Here is a 17,521-nt window from a genome sequence, read left to right on the forward strand (position 1 = left end):
ATTCAGCACACAACATATACTCGAGAACAAAGAAGGCATCCAACTAACTATAACAATCTTTACTTTAGCTAAGATACTTGCTCATAGAGTTACTCGTAAATTCCGAGCAAAGTATTTTATTAGAACCATGCCAAACATTATGCTCTTAAGAATCGAACCATTGGCACAAGAACACTGGTTATTAATTTGCCTGTGCATGGTTTTCAAGATCGTGTACTAAAGAAGTGGCTATCGTTATATTTTCACCTCTTTCGCGTCGTTGCTGAAAGCGACGTTCGCCGGGGACTCGGACACCGGGCTGGTCTAGCATAGCGGCAAATAACGTTTCAGCATGTTCAACGAACCCCGGCGAGAAACGCTGAGGGTCTATCAGTAGAATCAGTTGGGCAATGCCGGGTGGTTTACCTTCTGCATCAAAAAAGGAGCTTGCCTGAAAACCAAAGTTACTTCCCGTAAGACCAGCGGTGAGTAATTCAACCATCAGTGCCAAGGCTGCTCCTTTAGCATCACCAGCAGGCGTCATACTGCCTGCAATTGCTTTATCGGGATCAGTTGTTGGTTGTCCATCGGTATCCAATGCCCAGCCTTCCGGGATCGGCTCCCCCTTGATCTTTGCCAACATCACTTTTCCACGTGCTACTTTTGATAACGATAAATCAATCAAAAGCGGATCACCGGCACGACGAGGGCACGCGAATGCGATGGGATTAGTACCAAATAAGGGTTGTTTGCCACCCCAGGGCGCCATTGCAGAAGGGGCATTACTGAAAGCCAAGGCCAAGTAACCTCGCCGTGCTGCAGCTTCTACCGGCACACCGGCTACGCCGAAATGATGAGAGCGAGCGATGGATACTGCCGCAATGCCTGATTTCGTAACACATGTATAGCCAGCTTCCAGACCACGCTCCACAGCAGGAAACGCCAGTCCGTATTTAGCGTCAACAAGTACCACGGCGCCATTAACCTCGACAGCAGGTGTTGCTGATGCATCAACTTTGCCACTTGCGGCTTGGTCCAGATAGAACGGTAACCGCGAAAGACCATGTGATGGTAAACCATCGTGCTCAGCAGCCAGCAAGGCCGTCACTGTAGCAGCAGCCTCAACCTCACCAAAGCCGCGCCCCCGCATAGCAGCCATAGCTAATTCACGGACCTGCGCCACGTTTAGCTCAATGTTATCACTCATACATTCACGCCCTCTTTGTCCAAGACTGTACGAACATTGTCTGCTGTCATCTGGCTGATACGAGCATTGGACTCATCAGTAACACCAGCGATATGAGGAGTCACGATCAGATTAGGAATATCTTCAAGCACCGAACCTTGCATCAATGGCTCCTGCTCAAACACATCAAGAAGAGCGCCGGCCAACCGGCCTTCACGCAATGCTGTTGCTAATGCGCCTTCATCAACGATGCCGCCTCGTGCCGCGTTGATCAAAATGGCGCTGTTTTTCATTCGCTGAAGAGCAGCAGCATCAATAAGGTGTCGAGTATCCTCGGTCAGGGGGACATGAAGACTGACTGCGTCAGCTGCCTCCAGTAGGGAGGAGAGACTTTCATAGCGTTCAATACCGGTCCACTCCGATGCATCAGCTGCCAAGTGGGGGTCGAAAGCAATGACTCGCATGTCCAAGGCAAGTGCTCGTTTTGCCGTTTCCCGGGCAATGGCGCCAAAACCGACCAACCCCAGCGTGCAGCCGCTCGCTTCACGACCAATCAATGCTTGGCGAGGCCACTCTCCTGCCAGCATTTCGCGGTTCGAAAAATAAGCCTGGCGGCGTAATAGCAAAATACCCGTCAGCACATATTCGGCGACTGAGCTTCCATTGCCTCCGTGCGCCGGTTTGACTACGACGTCTTGCGACTCGCATGCTTTTAGATCGATGTTGTCAAGCCCCACGCCTAAACGCCCCACCACCTTAAGTTTCGGAGCTGCTGCTAATAATTCGGCATCAACCTGAGTGCGGTTTCGCACAATAATAGCGTCAGCATCGGTGACTGCTTTAAGCAAGGCACGACGGTCTTCAACCAGCTCTGTATCAAAGACCACCTCAAATAATTCTCTAAGGTGCGCGACCACCTTTTCATCCATGAATTCAGAAATCACTATCTTAAACATAGATACTCCAGTTTTATTACCGGGCTAAACCCAGCATGAATTGTTGTATATCACCACAAAGCCGCTCTGCTACACCCACCATCGCCCTAGTGGTAACGGCACATTGAGCAATAAAGCAAAAAGCGCGTAGAAAAATGCAACCAGTAAGACACCTGTAAGTAGATGCCCCATTAAACGCCTTGGCGTCCATGCCTTGTACTGAGCAATCATCATCAAACTGACAAAACTTGCCAGTCCCGTCAGCAGAAAACCCGCCCACGGCATCACTAATGCCCAGGCTGTCATCACGACCACTAGCAGCACCCGCCTAGGGGTAGACCCCTTGTCACGTTCTGTATTGCTTAACACCCCGCGCACTACTAACTGAGCAAGCCGCAGTAACCCCGCGATGATAACCACGACAGCAATGGTGACGGGAAAGATAGCCCCCAGTTGGCTCATGTCCTGGCTTTGCCATAGGCAAACACCGCCAATGCCGATGAACAGCAGCGGCATCAGGAATTCTGAGCGTGCTGAGCACGACGCCTGGAGTTTGGGAAGTGATTTGCTCATGATGAAACCTCCTGACGGGAATCATCCGCACCATTCGTGTGACGCCGCTGTGATCGACGCGCTTTGATCACTGGGTAGAAGACACTGAGGATCGATAAGGCGATGATCGTCAACGAAATTGGCCCACCAAAGAACGTCATTGCGTAGGAGCCGCTCGCACGCCCCATTAAGAAGCCCTGAACAAACCCCTGCTCGGCAATGGGCCCTAAAATCAATCCCAATACGATAGGTGAGGGCTTAAAACCGTAGCGGTTGAGCACCCAGCCGATTACCCCAAGTGTCAACATGATGATGACGTCGCTAACACTATTACGTATCGCATAGGTCCCAATCACTGTCATAAAAGCGATGGTGGGCACCAGCAATTCCTTCGGAATGCTAACAATTGATTTAAATGCGTAACGACCAATGAGTAAGCCAAGGGGCAGCAATAAGCACGTAGCGATAAACAAGCCCCCAACAAAGGTGTACGTTATGTTGGCATTGGTCGTAAAAAGCTCTGGGCCAGTACGAAAACCCTGCACCAAAAGAGCCCCCAGGATAACGGCGTCCGGTGGCGTACCCGGAATCCCCAATACCAATGTTGGGATAAATCCTCCGCCCACCGTAGCGTTATTGGCCGCTTCGGTCGCCAGTACTCCTTGAGGGTTACCCTTACCAAAAGAACTAGAGTCTTTAGCAGCACGCCTGGCTTCCGAATAAGACACCAAACTTGCAATTGAGCCCCCAGCACCAGGCAAAATGGCGACCCCAGTGCCAATAGTGGCTGAACGTAATAGATTAAATTTACCGATCCATGCATGCATAAGACCTTCACGTAAACGGACTCCACGCTGTTTTTCATCAACTTTAAGATGAGATTCAGGGGAAGCCACAAGATCAATAAGCACCGGAATGCAGTACAAACCTATTAACGCCGACACTATCTCGATTCCACCCAACAGCACTTGAGAGCCAAAGGTGTAGCGGATATCGCCTCCTACTACGGCGACGCCTATAGTCGATAACAACAGACCGAAACCTGCCCCCATGAACCCTTTCAGGGTAGAGCCTTCCGAAAGAGCAGAAATCAGTGTGAGCCCAAAAATGGCTAGCCAAAAGTACTCAACGGGACCGAAACTCAGCGCTACCTGAGCTAAAAGGGGAGCCACCGTCAACAGGGCAAATACGCCAACCAATCCACCTACCACCGAGGCCAAGGTGGAGAGGGTAACCGCGAGATCGCCATCGCCACGCTTGGCCATAGGGAAACCATCAAAGGTCGTCGCTATCGCCGATGGCGTTCCAGGTGTATTAACCAAAATGGCGGAATAAGACCCCCCATAAATGGCACCTGTATAAATAGCGCCCAGCATAATGAGTGCTGACTCTGGCGTCATCCCAAAGGTCACCGGGACGAGTACCGCTACGGCCATCGTGGCTGAAAGCCCCGGCAGTGCCCCGATGATAATCCCCGAGGCAACACCAAGCAGCGCCAGCCCTAGGTTCAGGGGTGACAGGGCGCCTAATGCATGACTGAGAATATCCATACGACTTCTCCCTTAGAGGTCAGTCGATTAAGCCGAGTTCACGTGCAGAAGCCTCGTAAACATCCATTTGATCGCTCATGAATGTATCCATTTCTCCCATTGGCACATCTATCAATACAAAGCCAAGGTCCTGCATTTCCTGCTGGAACTGCGGGTTTTGATTAATCTGCTGGAAGATATCGGAGAGTTTCTGCTGAATCTCCTGGGGAGTTCCTTCAGGCACGGCCATACCACGATAGGCACCACCTACCATGTCATAGCCTAACTCCTGGAAAGTAGGTACATCGGGGAACATGGGGTGACGCTCTTCAGAGGCCACCGCCAGCATGCGAACCTTGTCGTTATGGTTAGCTGCGATCGTGGTATATCCCCACTCCGCCTCTACCACTCCGCCTAGTAACGCCGTAACAGCCGCTCCAGACCCACCAAAGGGAATATACGTTGTGGTTACATCCGCCAATTGTTGAAAACGCGTGTTGGCGACATCATTTGCGCTGTAGGTGCCACTGCCAGAAAAAGTGACAGCGCCAGGGGCTTCCTGAGCAGCCTGAATTAGATCATCAAGCGTCTGATAGGGGCTTTCGTTGCGGACGAGGATCGCATCGGGGGAGTAGTGAAAATAAAAGAAATTATTAATGTCTTCGGTTTGAAAACCAACATCCTGGCCCATGGGTTTGAGGATGATATGAGGCAAATTGGATCCCATAATCGCATGGCCGTCGGTCGGCATGTCGGATAGTTGAGACCAGCCAACAGCGCCACCTCCACCAGGCATGTATTGCACAATTAGCTGCTTACCGGTTATTTCTTCAAAGTATTTCTGCTGAAGACGAGCACTAATATCAGATTCACCGCCTGGGCCAAAAGGCATAACGTACTGAATGTTCTTCGCAGGAAAGTCGTCCGCTATAGCGACTGTCGTAAGCGCACTGGCGAGGGATAAACCGAGGCCGGCGGCTAAACCGATGGATAGAGAGATTCGCATAATTTTTCTCCAAGTATCTTCGTTGTCATTGTTAACTTGCGAGCAAGTGCACCGGAGTTACGATAAATTACGGCGCGTTTTTAGAAGGCGCGACTCTTACAATCTTTACTTTATTACCAGGTAACTACTCCTGAAAAAGTCCCAAGACGACGCCCTAACAAACGTCAGGGCGCCACAATTTCGTTAAGCACTTTCGTAGAGACGAGTCATTACAAATTCACGATGACCTAACGCCTCAGCAGCTGTATGGCGGCCATTGGCAGTACGTAGAGTCATTTCCAGCAATGCATCCCCCGCCTGATCCATATCCATCTCACGCCTAAGGATGTGAGTTACATCAACATCAATATGTTCGCTCATGGTACGCATGGTGCGTGGATTAGCGCAGACCTTAATAACCGGCAAGATGGGGTTACCAATCACATTGCCTTGGCCAGTCGGAAAGTAATGCACAACATAACCAGCAGCTGCGCATAGCGTCACCATCTCGGCTGCTGCTGATGAGGAATCCATAAACCAAAGCCCTGCGCCAGTAGGTGCTTCGGCCTTGTCGAGTACGCCATCTACCTGGCAGCGCTTACCAATCTTCTGGATATTACCTAGCGCTTTTTCTTCAATGGTGGTTAGGCCACCTTCGATGTTGCCTTTGGTCGGCTGGGATTCAGATAAGTCACTGGTCTTGTAGCGATCAATCATATCGCTGTAGCGATCGAACATTGCCTGAAACTGTTCACGCACTTTAGGTGTAGCGCACCGTTCGGCAACGAGATGCTCACCGCCCGTCAATTCGGAAGTTTCGCCGAATACCAACGTACAGCCCGCATCGTAGAGCTTATCAAAGGCGTTACCTGTTGTTGGGCAAGAAGCTAAACCTGAAGTGGTATCAGACTCACCGCACTTGGTAGAAACCCAAAGCTCATTAATATCACACTCTTCACGCTGCAGTTCACTGGCGTGCTGTACGAACTCCTTGGCCTTCTTGGAAGCCGCGCAAATAGTGTTGTGATCCCCATTTTGCTCGATCCAGAAGCCTTCCACAGGCTTACCTGTCGCCTTAATGCCATCAACCACCTTGTTGGTCCAGCCTGGCTCGATACCAATTACGATAACAGCGGCGACGTTAGGGTTAGAACCGATACCGATCAGAGTACGGAAGTGTAGATCCAGGTCAGCGCCAAACTGCAACCGGCCATAGGCATGCGGCAACGCCATAGTGCCCTTAATGTTATTGGCAACTGCCTCAGCGGCAGCGTTAGAAATGTCATCAACAGGTAGAACGATAACGTGATTACGGACACCAACACGCCCATTTTCGCGGCGATAGCCCAGAAACTTGCGACCTTTGATTTCCATTTTTACCACCTCTTGGTTTTAACGTTGTGAACGTGCAGATGTTCGCCCTTCTCGATCGGCTTGATGGCGCGGCCGATATCGACGCTGTATTTCATGACAGCGTCATTTTCAGCCAGATCACGAATTGCCAACTTGTGCCCAATAGGAATGGAGTCGCTTACTGTAAAAGTAATAGTTCGGTCACCTTGCATGACCCATCCAGTCAGTTCTTGGCCAGCCTGGATGCCTTCGACCACCGCGACGCCGACACTATCGTCGGCATCATGTACTACGAAGTCGATGCTCATGATGTCTTCTCTCTACTAGGTTATTGATATTGTTACTGTTATCAAATCAAGGATGCCAGATGGAACCGGCTTATCTAAATCGCATCCTGTATCATATATATGATAGATAACATAAGAGTTCAAGTCATCTATATCTTTTTTTGATATTATTGTCTTAAATCAGAGCGGCTATGACTGAAAATAGCTAACATCAGGGCTTTAGTGTTCACTGTCATCAGCATTGAAGCACTAACGTCTCTAGCGCATGGCGTACAAGAAACACGTCAAGGAACCGGATATGAACGACCACCCAGCACCTTCTTATCGCCCTCTATATCAGCAAATAAAAGAAGCGCTATTGTCACGCATCGTTTCGAGTATTTGGCCGCCAGGAACCTTCATTCCTAGCGAGTCGGCTCTTTCTCAAGAGTACGGGGTTAGTGTTGGGACTATACGCAAGGCGGTGGATGCACTGGCTAAGGACCACGTGGTCATTCGCTATCAAGGCAAAGGCACCGTCGTCGCAACGCATGACAGCGATCGCTCATTGTTTCAATTTTTTAACTTCATGCGTTTGGATGGCACTCGATCACTGCCTGTGTCTCGTGTTCTGCTACGCGAACGCCGACGCGCCAGCAATGAAGAGTCGAGAGTGCTAGGGCTTGAAAGAAAAGCCATGGTAGTGCATATCCAGCGAGTCAGAGTTCTGGATGAAATCCCAGCGTTATTAGAAGACCTGATAGTCGATGCAACGCGCTTTCCGAAGCTCGAAAGCATTCCTGAAACATTGCCCAATACGCTGTATCAGCTCTATCAGCAGCAATTTAAGCAAAGTGTTTCAAAGGCAGAAGAGCAGCTGTTCGCTGTTGCGGCAGGTACCCAAGAACAAAAACATTTGGGTGTAGAATTAGGTTCTCCACTTATCGAAGTTCGTAGAGTTGCCAAAGGTCTTCAAGATGAAGCTATTGAATATCGTGTTTCACGATGTGTTACGCAACAACACTGCTACTGGAATATTCTGTGAAAGCCTTAAAACAAGATGTCGAAGGCTTTTAGGTGTTTAATTAGTTTTACTGACCACGTTCAGTTGCCAAGCTTTCCAGCACATTCTGAAAGGCTTGGCATATAAAATTCTTTCTCTCCATACATGCATCGCTTCGATAACACCTCGGATGCATGCATGGCATGACTTTCCAAACATCGTCACCGGCAGGAGCAGTATGCGCAAAAATCAAGCGGCATAATTACCTCAATGCGACCTGATCGTAAGCTGTACAAGACGGGCAACCAGTGGCCGTACTACCAAAATGCACACAAAGGCGCTGGGCATGGCTACCCGATAGGCGTGCCATACCTGGCTGAAATAGTGATCACTCACTCCCGCATTAACGGCGGTAATAATCAGGGTCATTAAGAACGCCATAATCGTCGACATGTATAATGCAAATATGACCGGCGTAAAACGTGGGTGCAGCTTGCGCGCTGCAAGCAGGCGCTGTTCTGGGTAGCGGCGGGTTGTCATGGGTGAATTACCTTACCTATCAAACGTGTTTGCGCACTCTACAGTGACTCGAACCAATTCAGAAGCAGGTTCACGATAAGCACAGCCGTAAGTTAATATTACGAGTGGCGCTAAAGATTAAGGTATGGCTTATGGTTGCGTTACGCGGTATCGAGAGTTTTGTGAAAGCAGTTGAAGCAGGCAGCATTGCGGGCGGCGCGCGCCGTTTGGGTATTAGCGCGGCAGCCGCCAGCCAAAACATCAGCCGATTGGAAACCCACTTGGGGGTGCGCTTGCTCACCCGCACTACGCGCCGTTTAGCGCCGACGGAAAGCGGTACCACCTATTACGCAAAAGTGCGTGAACTGGTACAGGAATTGGAGCTTGCCGGTCAGGCCGTCAGCGCGCTGCATGACGCACCCAGAGGGCGTTTGCACATCGCCTCAACCGGTGCCTTTGCCCGGCACCTATTGGCCCCCATGATCCCAGCCTTTAATCGCCGCTATCCCGACATCACGGTCGAGCTCAGCATTGCCGACCGCCACGTGGACCATATCGCCGAATCGGTTGACGCCAGCATTCGCATTCGCCATGCGCTGGAAGAGGGTTTGGTGGCACGTCCTATTGCGCGGGTGCCATCCATCTTCTGCGCAGCACCTCGCTATCTTGAGCAGGCCGGATACCCGCACACCCTGGAGCAGCTTAAGGAGCATGACTGCCTGGTATTTCGGTTTCCTTTGGATGGGCGCTATCTCGGCTGGGGCGCGGTACGCAACGGCATACGTTTCGATGTGCCGGTGAAGGCACGTATGATCAGCGACGACATTGATGCACTGGCCCAGATGGCCATTGAAGGTGGTGGCATCACACGGTTAGCGGCGTTTATTGCAGAACCGTTAATTGCGCAGGGCAAGCTCGTCGCACTGTTTACGCCGCCGTTTGCGGCTGATGAGCCCCTGGAGGTTGACCCACTAGAGTTTTATCTTTGTGTCCGGCATCGGCGTGAATTAACGCCCAAGGTCCTGGCGTTTCAGCAGTTTCTCACCGAGACTCTCCCTGCCCACTGGCGGGCCTAGGCCGACATCACGCGTTGCAGCATCCCTTCGGCTTCCGTTTCACTTACTCCCAGCATTAGCAAAATCTGGCGCTGGGTCGCCAATAACACATGCTGACGCTCTTCCTCACCGGGTAGGCTTTTGGCAATGGCTACAGCCCCCACCAGCGCGGCCAGAATAACCCGCGACTTATCGGCAATCACTTCGCGGTCGTGGGCAAAGGGGAGTTTTTTTAGCTTACTCAGGGCAAGCAAGCGCATTTCAAGCATCTTTTTCATCCGCAGGTAAGACGCCTCAAACATGGTACGAATCTCGGCTTTCTCGCTGCCTATTTCATTAAACAGCACCGCTTCCGGCCCTGGCTGTTGCTTACGCTCAAGCTCCTGGAGATTCCAGTAGTTAGAGACCAGCTCCGTTAGATGCTGCAAGGAGAGCGGCCCTTTTACCAAGCGTGCCGCCCGGCTGCCATCCAGCGTTTTACGCACCGAGGCATCATACAACGCCTCTTTGGAGGCGAAGTGGGAATAAAAAGCCCCGTGGGTCATTCTAGCCAGCTTCATGACCTGACCGATGGAGACTTTATTAAAGCCGTATCGGCTGAACAGTTCAGTGGCTGACGCCAGGATACGCTCTCGGGTTTTCGCCTTATGGCTTTTGGGATAAGGCATGTTGACCTCGTTATGTACTGCTAAATCGTTCGGCTAAATTGTTTGGCTAAATAATCCTGCTAAATATTATCTTGATCATATAATGCGTACTGCTAGCGTAGCCGTATTTAAAGCACTGAGGAGCCGCTATGCACTCACCTATTGTTATCACCGGCATGGGCATGGTCAGCCCGCTGGGATGCAACGTCAAGACAAGTTGGGACACTCTGCTGCAAGGCCGTTCAGGGATTCGCCAGATTACCCGCTTTGATACCGCTCAAACGCCTATCAAAATTGCCGGTGCGGTTGCCCACTCAACTGATGACCCGCAGGCAGGGCTTTGTCTGGATGGTATCGCAGATGCCAAAGAGCGCCGCAAGCTGGACCTGTTCAGCCTTTACGCCATGGCAGCGGCAAAAGAGGCGCTTGAGCAGGCTGGCTGGCAGCCAACGGACGAAGCACAACGCCGCGCCACGGCGACCATTATCGGTTCCGGCATTGGCGGGTTCCCCACGATTACCGAGGCCCAGCAAACGCTACAGCAGAAAGGTTACCGCCGGGTGTCGCCGTTTACTGTACCCGCGTTTCTAGCCAATATGGCGGCGGGCAACCTGTCGATTCGCTATGGCTTTCAAGGGCCTTTGGGCTGCCCGGTGACGGCGTGTGCGGCGGGCCTGCAAGCGATTGGCGACGGCATGCGTCTAATCCGTAGCGGTGAAGCCGACGTGGCGTTAGTAGGCGGCGCCGAGGCGTGTATTGATCCACTATCATTAGCGAGCTTCAACGCGCTCAAAGCGCTTTCCACCGAGCATGAACAGCCTGAAAGTGCATCGCGTCCCTTCGACAGCACCCGCAACGGTTTTGTGATGGGCGAAGGTGCGGGCCTGCTGGTGATTGAAACACTTGAACATGCACAAGCGCGCGGCGCCACGCCGCTGGCCGTCATTAGCGGCTACGGCACCAGTGCCGATGCCTACCATATTACTGCCGGGCCAGAGGACGGTAACGGCGCCGCCGCGGCGATTCATTCGGCGCTGAAAATGGCGGGGCTTAACGCGGATGAGATTGGCTATATCAATGCTCACGCCACCTCAACGCCCGTGGGCGACCGGGCAGAAATTGCCGCCTTACGGCGTGTGTTTGGTAGCAAACTGCCACACATTCCGATCTCTTCCACCAAATCGGCAACGGGCCATTTGTTGGGGGCGGCGGGCGGTGTTGAGAGCATCTTTTCAGCGCTTTCTGCCACCACCGGCCAGCTGCCGCCCACGCTTAACCTGACGCACTGCGATGAAGATATGCAGGACCTAGACTTTATCCCGCTAACAACGCGCACCCAGCCCACCCCGCATGTGCTGTGCAACGGGTTTGGGTTTGGTGGCGTCAACGCGGCGCTGATTATCAGCCAGATGTAGCGCCTGGCCGTCGGCTTTTAACCGCCGTTCGCGTATCCTCTTGGCCTGCTTTTAGCGGTGGAAGAACATGAAACGCTACGAACGCTTTGCCGAGGAAATATCCGAACTTATCCGCAGTGGTGTGCTGGCGCCAGGGGAGCGTGTACCCTCAGTTCGCCAGGCCAGCCGCCACTACGCCATTAGCCCATCGACGGTGTTTCAGGCGTACTACCTGATGGAGAAGCAGGGGCTAATCGTGTCGCGGCCACGCTCGGGCTACTTTGTCCGCGAACAGGCGCAGCAGTTTCTCAACGAGCCCGAAATGACCCAAGGCCACCCTGAAACGGCCGACATTGCGGTAAGTGAACTGGTTTTTTCGGTGCTGGGGTCGCTTCAAAATGTCGATACGGTGCCTTTTGGCTCGGCCTTTCCAAGCCCTGAGCTGTTTCCGCTTCCCCGCTTGGCGCGCAGCATGGCCAAAGGGCTACGCGAGCTTTCTCCCAACGCCATCATCACAGATATGACCGCAGGCGATACGGCACTGCGCCGCCAGATCGCTCTGCGTTACCGGTTGGCTGGCGTGCACCTACCGCCCCAGGAACTGGTGATTACCAATGGCGCCATGGAAGCCCTGAACCTGGGATTTCAGTGCGTGACCGAACCTGGTGATCTTGTCGCCATCGAGTCACCGGCCTTTTACGCAAGCCTTCAGGTATTGGAGCGTTTGAAGTTAAGGGCAGTCGAGATTCCTGTTCATCCGCGGGAAGGAATCGACCTGGACAAGCTGGCAGACAGCCTTGCCAAGTACCCGATTAAAGCCTGTTGGCTGATGAGCCATTTGCAAAACCCGCTTGGGGCGAGCTTGAGTACGGCCAAAAAGCAGGCGCTGTATGGGCTGTTGAAGCAGCATCAGGTGCCGCTGATCGAAGATGATGTGTATGCCGAGCTCTATTTTGGCTCCAAGCCCCCCGTACCCGTTAAGCACTTTGATGATGAAGGATTGGTGATTCACTGCGGGTCGTTTTCAAAGTGCCTGGCGCCCGGTTATCGGGTCGGCTGGGTAGCCGGAGGGCGCTACGCCGAAAGCATTTCCCGGCTGAAACTGATGACGACAATTTCACCCTCGGTGCCCGCTCAGGTAGCCATTGCAGATTACCTTCAGCACGGCGGCTACGACCGCCATTTGCGCAAACTGCGCCTGGCACTGGAATTTCAGCAAACCCGTATGCTCTCGGCGGCGGCACGCTACTTTCCCAAGGATACCCGCGCAACACGCCCGGCTGGCGGATACTTTCTGTGGTTTGAATTTCCCAAGCCGGTGGACTCGCTGCGCCTGTTTCAAATAGCCCTGGCGCAAGGGATCAGCATTGCACCTGGGCCTATCTTCTCTGCCACGCAGGGGTATCAAAACTGCGCCCGCTTAAGCTATGGCCACCCATGGACACCGCGCAGCGAAGAGGCCATGGCGTTTTTGGGCGAGCAGCTAAGAGCAATGCTGGCATCTTGTTAAGCGCTGCTTTTCAGGTGTTCATTTTCAGGCGCTCGTTTTAGCGACTTACGCCTTTTGGCTATGCAGATGACGGTTGTCTGCCGATGTTAACCGGGCAAGCTTTCCAATTTGATACAGGTCGTGCAGATACATATCAAGCCGGAAAATGCCGTGAGAGATGGCGATCAACACGAAGGTTAATAGCATCAGCACCGGGGGTTCATTCAGCCAGGTAAAGGCGGCCGATGAAAAGGGGTATAGCAGCGTATAGATGCTCATTCCACCCAGGAACTGCGCCAGCATGCTGTTCACAATCACCAGTGAAATCATCAGCACGCGGGCATCCCATGTTGGCAGCCGGGTTTTACAGAATGACAAATGCCGCACGCGCAATTCGCCGCTGACATCAAGCTGCCCCCTGCGGCGTAGAAGAGGAATGGCATAGGTGCCCGCTTTTTCCTCTGTAAACGCCAGGAGCGCCATATGATGATTCATCTGAGGCCCAAATGTGTGGGCGACCGCTTGGTCAAAATCGGCTGACCCGCCTGTTTGCTTCGCCAACAATGCTTTATGAGAAAGCTCGCTTAAGCGCTCTTTATCGGCATTTGAGAGCTTCAAGTCATTGGCAAAATTAATATTATAATTAACCTCATACACCTGATATAAAGCGGCGGTGACACCCACAAAAATCATAAAATAAATGAAAACAGTTAGCATAGTAGCGCGCCTCTTAAACGTTTTATCACCCTAACAGCCTGACGTCTGGTTAACGAATGCCCTGCTCGCCATCTGTGCGTTTTTGAATTCTGCCTTGCACTGCCGTTTCAGTACAGACTCAGAACGTTACGATAAATACATATCAGCTTAAAGGCTGACCCAGCGCAAGCAAACCCGGCTCGCGTGACGCCTTCGCCATTTAGCTAACCTTAATGATTTTGCTATACGTGAGTAGCGTCATACAGCGCATAGCGCATGAAAGCCATCAAAGACTGAGCTAACATAGCGGCCCGCGATCAGAATCGCTTAAAACAATAATGACATTTCAATAAAATCTCGCTCACAAGGAGCCCACCATGCCCCCTCAAGAATCCAGCACGCTGACGGCTTCTCCTCCGGTCACATCCATGTATGCCAAATACCTGGCCGCGCTTGGCCCCGGCTTTTTATTTGCGGGGGCAGCCATTGGCACGTCTCACGTTGTTCAATCAACGCGTGCTGGGGCGGAGTATGGCATCGGCTTACTGGTCTTTATTTTACTTGCCATACTGCTTAAGTATCCGTCTTTTTTCTTCGGGCCATTTTATGTCAGCGTCACAGGCAAGTCGCTGGTTGAGGGCTACCGCCAGACCTTTGGTAAATCCGTGGTGGCGCTGTTTGCGCTGGTCCAAATACCTGTCTCGGCGATTATTATTGCCGCCATTGCGATTACCACGGCAGGTCTTGCCGGCAGTATCGTGCCTATGACGTTAAGCCCGCCAGCCATCGCCGTGATACTGATTGCCCTGTGCTGCGTGCTGACATTTGCAGGCGGTTACAAGCTACTGGATTGGGTCAATAAAGTCTTTATTGTCATCTTAAGCGTCACCACCCTGTTGGCCGCCCTGGTGGCCGTGCCCCTGGTCGACTGGACCTTCTACCCCGCGACAGCCGTCTCTCCGCTTTTTAGCACAGCCACCTTTATTACCCTGGTAGCGGTGCTTGGCTTGATGCCATCTGATATTACGCTCGCGGTGATGAACTCACTGTGGTCAGAGGCGCGTAATAAAAATCAGGGCGTGCGCAGTGGCACTGCCGCCGAAAAAATCGACTTCAATATCGGCTATATCGGCGCGGCCGTTCTGGCGGCCTGTTTTGTCGTAATGGGCGCTGGCGTGATGCACAGCCAAGCAATAACGCCCGCCGATGGCGCCGTCGCTTTTGCAAGCCAAGTGATTGGCCTTTATACCAACACCTTGGGCGAGTGGAGCGGCGTGGTCGTGGGTATTTCCGCGTTTACCGTCATGCTCACCACACTGCTGACCGTGCTGGATGGCTTTCCACGCATGATCACGGCCTCTTACTATACGTTTACACGCCCGGAAGGCGCCACGGAAGAGAGCCGTACGATTGAGGGCAGCCGCGCATTTTTTGTATGCATGGTGGGCTTATCACTACTGGCCGTGGTGATTCTGTATACCTTGATGGGCAGCTTCCGGCTGTTTATGGACTTTGTCATGGTCGTGGCGTTTTTGATAAGCCCGGTGCTGGCTACCCTCAACCACCTGACGGCAAACGGCTCAACCGTGCCGGTGTCCCAGCGCCCTTCACGCCTGATTAATGCCTGGAGCTGGCTAGCAATCGCTACCCTGGCGCTTCTGTCACTGGGTTATATTTATGTTCGCTTTATTCACTAACTCGTAAGTACTCGCTAGTCAGCGCCTCGCGAAGCCGCTTTAGTGCATGGCTGAGCGCTAACTGGCTTAAGTGCAGTTTTTCGGCCGCGCGGGTATTGATGAGTTCGACCCTGCATTTGCACCGGGCACCGGCACACCGATATGTGGCGGTATGTCGACCGATTTACTGCTAAAGGTTATTCGCGGCCTGGTGGGTATGAATTTAGTGGGCATGGACGTCGTCGAGGTCAACCCGGCTTACGATCACGGCGACATTACCTCGCTTGCCGCGGCTACTCTAGGGCTTGAGTTTTTGTATTTCCTAGCGGCATCCAAGCGTACTTAACATCGGGTTCAGCCAGAATCGTCCAGCAGAACAGATAACCGCCATCCCCAGAAAGCGGTGATCCCAGGCTAATTTTAATCATGTTAAGCCTCACCGTTACCCCCTAGAATAACCACGTCGGTGTTCTTTCGAGAACCTAATAGAGAATCCGCCGTGGCCCGGCCGCGAAACGGAACTGCCCCCGCAACTGTAGGCGGCGAGCGATGCTCGACAATGCCACTGGACGCTATGTCTGGGAAGGTGAGCTAGCGACGACCCGTCAGTCAGGAGACCTGCCGACACCCTAACCTTCATCGAGCGGGTCGGCTCGGCTGGCTACTTAGCCAGCTACACGCCAGCGGCCTGCTCATCATGCACGGGAGTGTACATGATGTTGAGATTAACCACGGCGGCTGTCGCCAGCCTTTGGCTTGGGCAAACCGCCAATGCCGCCACCGATTACCCCTTGACGCTTGAAAGCTGCGGGCACGAGATCACACTAGAATCGCCCCCTGAGCGGGTAGTGAGTATCGGCCAAGCGCCCACCGAGATCCTTTACATGCTGGGCCTTGAAGATACGGTTGCTGGCACCGCACTCTGGATTAACCCGGTACTGGAGGAGTTTGCTGACATTGACGCTAATGTCGAACGGTTGGCGGATGATGCACCAAGCTACGAAAGCGTGGTGGCTACCAAGCCCGACCTGGTGATATCTGCCTATGAGTGGATGATTGGACCCGCAGGCGTGGTCGGTACGCCTGAGATGTTTGCCGATGTGGGCATTCCCAGCTGGACCATGCCCACGGAGTGTATTGGCAAAAGCAACCACCAGAGCATGGACGGCGCCCGCACAACGCTGTTTGATACCGAACTGCTTTACAACAGCATCGCGACGCTTGCGCAGATGTTTGATGTTGCCGAACGCGGTGACGAGCTGATAACCGAACTGAAGGCGCGTGAAGCTGCGGCCATCGAAAAAGCGGCGGCTCTTGATTTACCGGACGATACTACCGGCGTGTTTTGGTACTCCTCCGCCGACCTGGGCATCGACCCTTACGTGGCAGGTGTTAATAGCGTGCCCGGCTGGATGATGTCGAAGCTGGGCATCGCTAACGTCGTGACATCAGAAGAGGAGTGGCCCACCGTCGGTTGGGAAACCATTGTTAGAAGTGATCCCACGTTTATTGCTGCCGCCAGAATGGATCGCCGTCGGTTCCCAGCCGACGACATTGCCGCCAAGCGGGCGTATCTTGCGTCAGACCCTGTCACCAGCATGACCGAAGCCGTGCAACAAGGCCGCATTATTGAGATTGATGCCCATGCGATGGACCCCTCGGTTCGAGCGATCTTTGCGCTGGAAGCACTCGCCAACCAGTTAGCGGAATTTGACCTATCACCGTGAGGCATTGCGCCGCCACATTGAGCGTGCCCCAAGGGCGCGCTTCTTACTCATTAATGTATGGGCTTACTCACTATGAAAATGATGCAACGACTTATTGTTCTGCTTGGTCTGCTACCGCTGGCGGCTCTAGCCAACACACATACCGTTGAGATGCTGAACCGCAATGATACCGGGCCAATGCCTTTCGCACCGGACTATCTTATTGTTCAACCTGGCGATACGGTGAAATTTCTAGCCACCGCCCCGGGGCATAATGCGGCCACCATTGACGGCATGATCCCCGAAGGCGGCGAGGCATTTGTAGGCAATATTAACGAAGAGATTGAGGTAACACTGAATGCCGAGGGCATTTGGGGCATTAAGTGCTCGCCACATTACACCATGGGCATGGTGATGCTGATTCAAGTCGGCGATACCACCGCGACGGAAGAGGATCTGCCCGACAACCTGCCTGCACCGGCACGCCAGCGTTTTGTTGAAATCCTGTCACGGCAGGCAAACAATTAACTATATTACTTTATCTATTAGGG

At 52.8% G+C, this 17,521-nt stretch carries 18 protein-coding genes, 1 pseudogene and 1 riboswitch; of the genes and pseudogenes, 8 read left to right on the top strand and 11 right to left on the bottom strand.

The window, feature by feature from the left end:
• Positions 1 to 181 precede the first annotated feature (181 nt).
• The 7 genes from ACT3TC_RS11300 to ACT3TC_RS11330 form a co-directional block, all read right to left on the bottom strand.
• Positions 182 to 1,186 (bottom strand): Ldh family oxidoreductase, encoded by a 1,005-nt coding sequence (locus ACT3TC_RS11300; RefSeq protein WP_444640138.1) that lies wholly within the window; start codon positions 1,184 to 1,186, stop codon positions 182 to 184.
• Positions 1,183 to 2,121, bottom strand: coding sequence for a hydroxyacid dehydrogenase (locus tag ACT3TC_RS11305; RefSeq protein ID WP_444640139.1), 939 nt, complete (start codon positions 2,119 to 2,121; stop codon positions 1,183 to 1,185). Before ACT3TC_RS11305 ends, ACT3TC_RS11300 begins: the two co-directional genes overlap by 4 nt.
• 69 nt (positions 2,122 to 2,190) lie before the next feature.
• Positions 2,191 to 2,673, bottom strand: coding sequence for a tripartite tricarboxylate transporter TctB family protein (locus tag ACT3TC_RS11310; RefSeq protein ID WP_444640140.1), 483 nt, complete (start codon positions 2,671 to 2,673; stop codon positions 2,191 to 2,193).
• Positions 2,670 to 4,202: a tripartite tricarboxylate transporter permease gene (locus ACT3TC_RS11315; protein WP_444640141.1), complete on the bottom strand. Its 1,533-nt coding sequence runs from the start codon at positions 4,200 to 4,202 to the stop codon at positions 2,670 to 2,672. The genes ACT3TC_RS11310 and ACT3TC_RS11315 overlap by 4 nt, the downstream gene beginning before the upstream one ends.
• A 19-nt stretch (positions 4,203 to 4,221) precedes the next feature.
• Positions 4,222 to 5,187, bottom strand: coding sequence for a tripartite tricarboxylate transporter substrate binding protein (locus ACT3TC_RS11320; protein WP_444640142.1), 966 nt, complete (start codon positions 5,185 to 5,187; stop codon positions 4,222 to 4,224).
• A gap of 183 nt (positions 5,188 to 5,370) precedes the next feature.
• Positions 5,371 to 6,540 carry a UxaA family hydrolase gene (locus ACT3TC_RS11325; protein ID WP_087110832.1) on the bottom strand — a complete coding sequence of 390 codons (1,170 nt, stop codon included), beginning with the start codon at positions 6,538 to 6,540 and terminating at the stop codon, positions 5,371 to 5,373.
• A 2-nt stretch (positions 6,541 to 6,542) separates the two neighbouring features.
• Complete coding sequence (locus tag ACT3TC_RS11330; protein WP_444640143.1) at positions 6,543 to 6,827, bottom strand: UxaA family hydrolase; 285 nt, start codon at positions 6,825 to 6,827, stop codon at positions 6,543 to 6,545.
• A 277-nt stretch (positions 6,828 to 7,104) separates the two neighbouring features.
• Here ACT3TC_RS11330 and ACT3TC_RS11335 point away from each other — a divergent pair, with 277 nt between their 5' ends.
• Positions 7,105 to 7,830, top strand: coding sequence for a GntR family transcriptional regulator (locus ACT3TC_RS11335; protein WP_444640144.1), 726 nt, complete (start codon positions 7,105 to 7,107; stop codon positions 7,828 to 7,830).
• A gap of 225 nt (positions 7,831 to 8,055) precedes the next feature.
• Here the strand turns inward: ACT3TC_RS11335 and ACT3TC_RS11340 are convergent, their stop codons facing one another.
• A complete protein-coding gene (locus ACT3TC_RS11340; RefSeq protein ID WP_172117817.1) occupies positions 8,056 to 8,328 on the bottom strand; it encodes a DUF2798 domain-containing protein in 273 nt (90 codons plus the stop codon).
• Positions 8,329 to 8,459: 131 nt separating this feature from the next.
• Here ACT3TC_RS11340 and ACT3TC_RS11345 point away from each other — a divergent pair, with 131 nt between their 5' ends.
• Positions 8,460 to 9,383, top strand: a complete 924-nt coding sequence (locus ACT3TC_RS11345; RefSeq protein ID WP_444640145.1) for a LysR substrate-binding domain-containing protein — start codon at positions 8,460 to 8,462, stop codon at positions 9,381 to 9,383.
• On the opposite strand, the gene ACT3TC_RS11350 is transcribed toward ACT3TC_RS11345, so the two are convergent.
• Entirely contained in the window at positions 9,380 to 10,030 is a 651-nt protein-coding gene (locus ACT3TC_RS11350; protein ID WP_444621613.1) for a TetR/AcrR family transcriptional regulator, read from the bottom strand. The genes ACT3TC_RS11345 and ACT3TC_RS11350 overlap by 4 nt on opposite strands.
• A 128-nt stretch (positions 10,031 to 10,158) precedes the next feature.
• Between ACT3TC_RS11350 and fabF the strand changes: the two genes are divergently transcribed.
• Complete coding sequence (gene fabF, locus ACT3TC_RS11355) at positions 10,159 to 11,424, top strand: beta-ketoacyl-ACP synthase II (RefSeq protein WP_444640146.1); 1,266 nt, start codon at positions 10,159 to 10,161, stop codon at positions 11,422 to 11,424.
• Between the two features lie 67 nt (positions 11,425 to 11,491).
• Complete coding sequence (mapR, locus tag ACT3TC_RS11360) at positions 11,492 to 12,913, top strand: GntR family transcriptional regulator MpaR (RefSeq protein WP_087110820.1); 1,422 nt, start codon at positions 11,492 to 11,494, stop codon at positions 12,911 to 12,913.
• Between the two features lie 45 nt (positions 12,914 to 12,958).
• On the opposite strand, the gene ACT3TC_RS11365 is transcribed toward mapR, so the two are convergent.
• Positions 12,959 to 13,609 (bottom strand): hypothetical protein, encoded by a 651-nt coding sequence (locus tag ACT3TC_RS11365; RefSeq protein ID WP_444640147.1) that lies wholly within the window; start codon positions 13,607 to 13,609, stop codon positions 12,959 to 12,961.
• 356 nt (positions 13,610 to 13,965) lie between these two features.
• Here ACT3TC_RS11365 and ACT3TC_RS11370 point away from each other — a divergent pair, with 356 nt between their 5' ends.
• On the top strand, positions 13,966 to 15,285 hold the full coding sequence (locus tag ACT3TC_RS11370) for an NRAMP family divalent metal transporter (protein WP_192528415.1): 1,320 nt from the start codon (positions 13,966 to 13,968) through the stop codon (positions 15,283 to 15,285).
• Here ACT3TC_RS11370 and ACT3TC_RS11375 read toward each other — a convergent pair.
• Positions 15,275 to 15,448, bottom strand: a complete 174-nt coding sequence (locus ACT3TC_RS11375; protein ID WP_444640161.1) for a helix-turn-helix domain-containing protein — start codon at positions 15,446 to 15,448, stop codon at positions 15,275 to 15,277. The genes ACT3TC_RS11370 and ACT3TC_RS11375 overlap by 11 nt on opposite strands.
• Here ACT3TC_RS11375 and ACT3TC_RS11380 point away from each other — a divergent pair.
• The 3 genes and pseudogenes from ACT3TC_RS11380 to ACT3TC_RS11390 all read left to right on the top strand — a co-directional run.
• A pseudogene (locus ACT3TC_RS11380) lies at positions 15,380 to 15,610 on the top strand (arginase family protein); the annotation flags it as partial. The gene ACT3TC_RS11375 and the pseudogene ACT3TC_RS11380 sit on opposite strands and share 69 nt — an antisense overlap.
• Before the next feature lie 101 nt (positions 15,611 to 15,711).
• A riboswitch (cobalamin riboswitch) is annotated at positions 15,712 to 15,904 on the top strand.
• A 73-nt stretch (positions 15,905 to 15,977) separates the two neighbouring features.
• Positions 15,978 to 16,991, top strand: coding sequence for an ABC transporter substrate-binding protein (locus ACT3TC_RS11385; protein ID WP_087110786.1), 1,014 nt, complete (start codon positions 15,978 to 15,980; stop codon positions 16,989 to 16,991).
• 81 nt (positions 16,992 to 17,072) lie between these two features.
• Positions 17,073 to 17,498 carry a pseudoazurin gene (locus ACT3TC_RS11390; protein ID WP_225733914.1) on the top strand — a complete coding sequence of 142 codons (426 nt, stop codon included), beginning with the start codon at positions 17,073 to 17,075 and terminating at the stop codon, positions 17,496 to 17,498.
• Positions 17,499 to 17,521: the final 23 nt, after the last annotated feature.

Source organism: Halomonas sp. AOP27-A1-41 (assembly GCF_052378605.1).
Classification (GTDB): Bacteria; Pseudomonadota; Gammaproteobacteria; order Pseudomonadales; family Halomonadaceae; genus Vreelandella; species Vreelandella citrativorans.

Excerpts from the sequence above, each read along its gene's own strand:
- fabF (WP_444640146.1), top strand. The coding sequence starts at position 10,159 with ATGCACTCACCTATTGTTATCACCGGCATGGGCATGGTCAGCCCGCTG.
- ACT3TC_RS11365 (WP_444640147.1), bottom strand. The coding sequence starts at position 13,609 with ATGCTAACTGTTTTCATTTATTTTATGATTTTTGTGGGTGTCACCGCC.
- ACT3TC_RS11390 (WP_225733914.1), top strand. The coding sequence starts at position 17,073 with ATGCAACGACTTATTGTTCTGCTTGGTCTGCTACCGCTGGCGGCTCTA.
- ACT3TC_RS11310 (WP_444640140.1), bottom strand. The coding sequence starts at position 2,673 with ATGAGCAAATCACTTCCCAAACTCCAGGCGTCGTGCTCAGCACGCTCA.
- ACT3TC_RS11320 (WP_444640142.1), bottom strand. The coding sequence starts at position 5,187 with ATGCGAATCTCTCTATCCATCGGTTTAGCCGCCGGCCTCGGTTTATCC.
- ACT3TC_RS11315 (WP_444640141.1), bottom strand. The coding sequence starts at position 4,202 with ATGGATATTCTCAGTCATGCATTAGGCGCCCTGTCACCCCTGAACCTA.
- ACT3TC_RS11335 (WP_444640144.1), top strand. The coding sequence starts at position 7,105 with ATGAACGACCACCCAGCACCTTCTTATCGCCCTCTATATCAGCAAATA.
- ACT3TC_RS11305 (WP_444640139.1), bottom strand. The coding sequence starts at position 2,121 with ATGTTTAAGATAGTGATTTCTGAATTCATGGATGAAAAGGTGGTCGCG.
- ACT3TC_RS11325 (WP_087110832.1), bottom strand. The coding sequence starts at position 6,540 with ATGGAAATCAAAGGTCGCAAGTTTCTGGGCTATCGCCGCGAAAATGGG.
- ACT3TC_RS11330 (WP_444640143.1), bottom strand. The coding sequence starts at position 6,827 with ATGAGCATCGACTTCGTAGTACATGATGCCGACGATAGTGTCGGCGTC.
- ACT3TC_RS11340 (WP_172117817.1), bottom strand. The coding sequence starts at position 8,328 with ATGACAACCCGCCGCTACCCAGAACAGCGCCTGCTTGCAGCGCGCAAG.
- ACT3TC_RS11300 (WP_444640138.1), bottom strand. The coding sequence starts at position 1,186 with ATGAGTGATAACATTGAGCTAAACGTGGCGCAGGTCCGTGAATTAGCT.
- ACT3TC_RS11370 (WP_192528415.1), top strand. The coding sequence starts at position 13,966 with ATGCCCCCTCAAGAATCCAGCACGCTGACGGCTTCTCCTCCGGTCACA.
- ACT3TC_RS11385 (WP_087110786.1), top strand. The coding sequence starts at position 15,978 with ATGATGTTGAGATTAACCACGGCGGCTGTCGCCAGCCTTTGGCTTGGG.
- ACT3TC_RS11350 (WP_444621613.1), bottom strand. The coding sequence starts at position 10,030 with ATGCCTTATCCCAAAAGCCATAAGGCGAAAACCCGAGAGCGTATCCTG.
- mapR (WP_087110820.1), top strand. The coding sequence starts at position 11,492 with ATGAAACGCTACGAACGCTTTGCCGAGGAAATATCCGAACTTATCCGC.
- ACT3TC_RS11345 (WP_444640145.1), top strand. The coding sequence starts at position 8,460 with ATGGTTGCGTTACGCGGTATCGAGAGTTTTGTGAAAGCAGTTGAAGCA.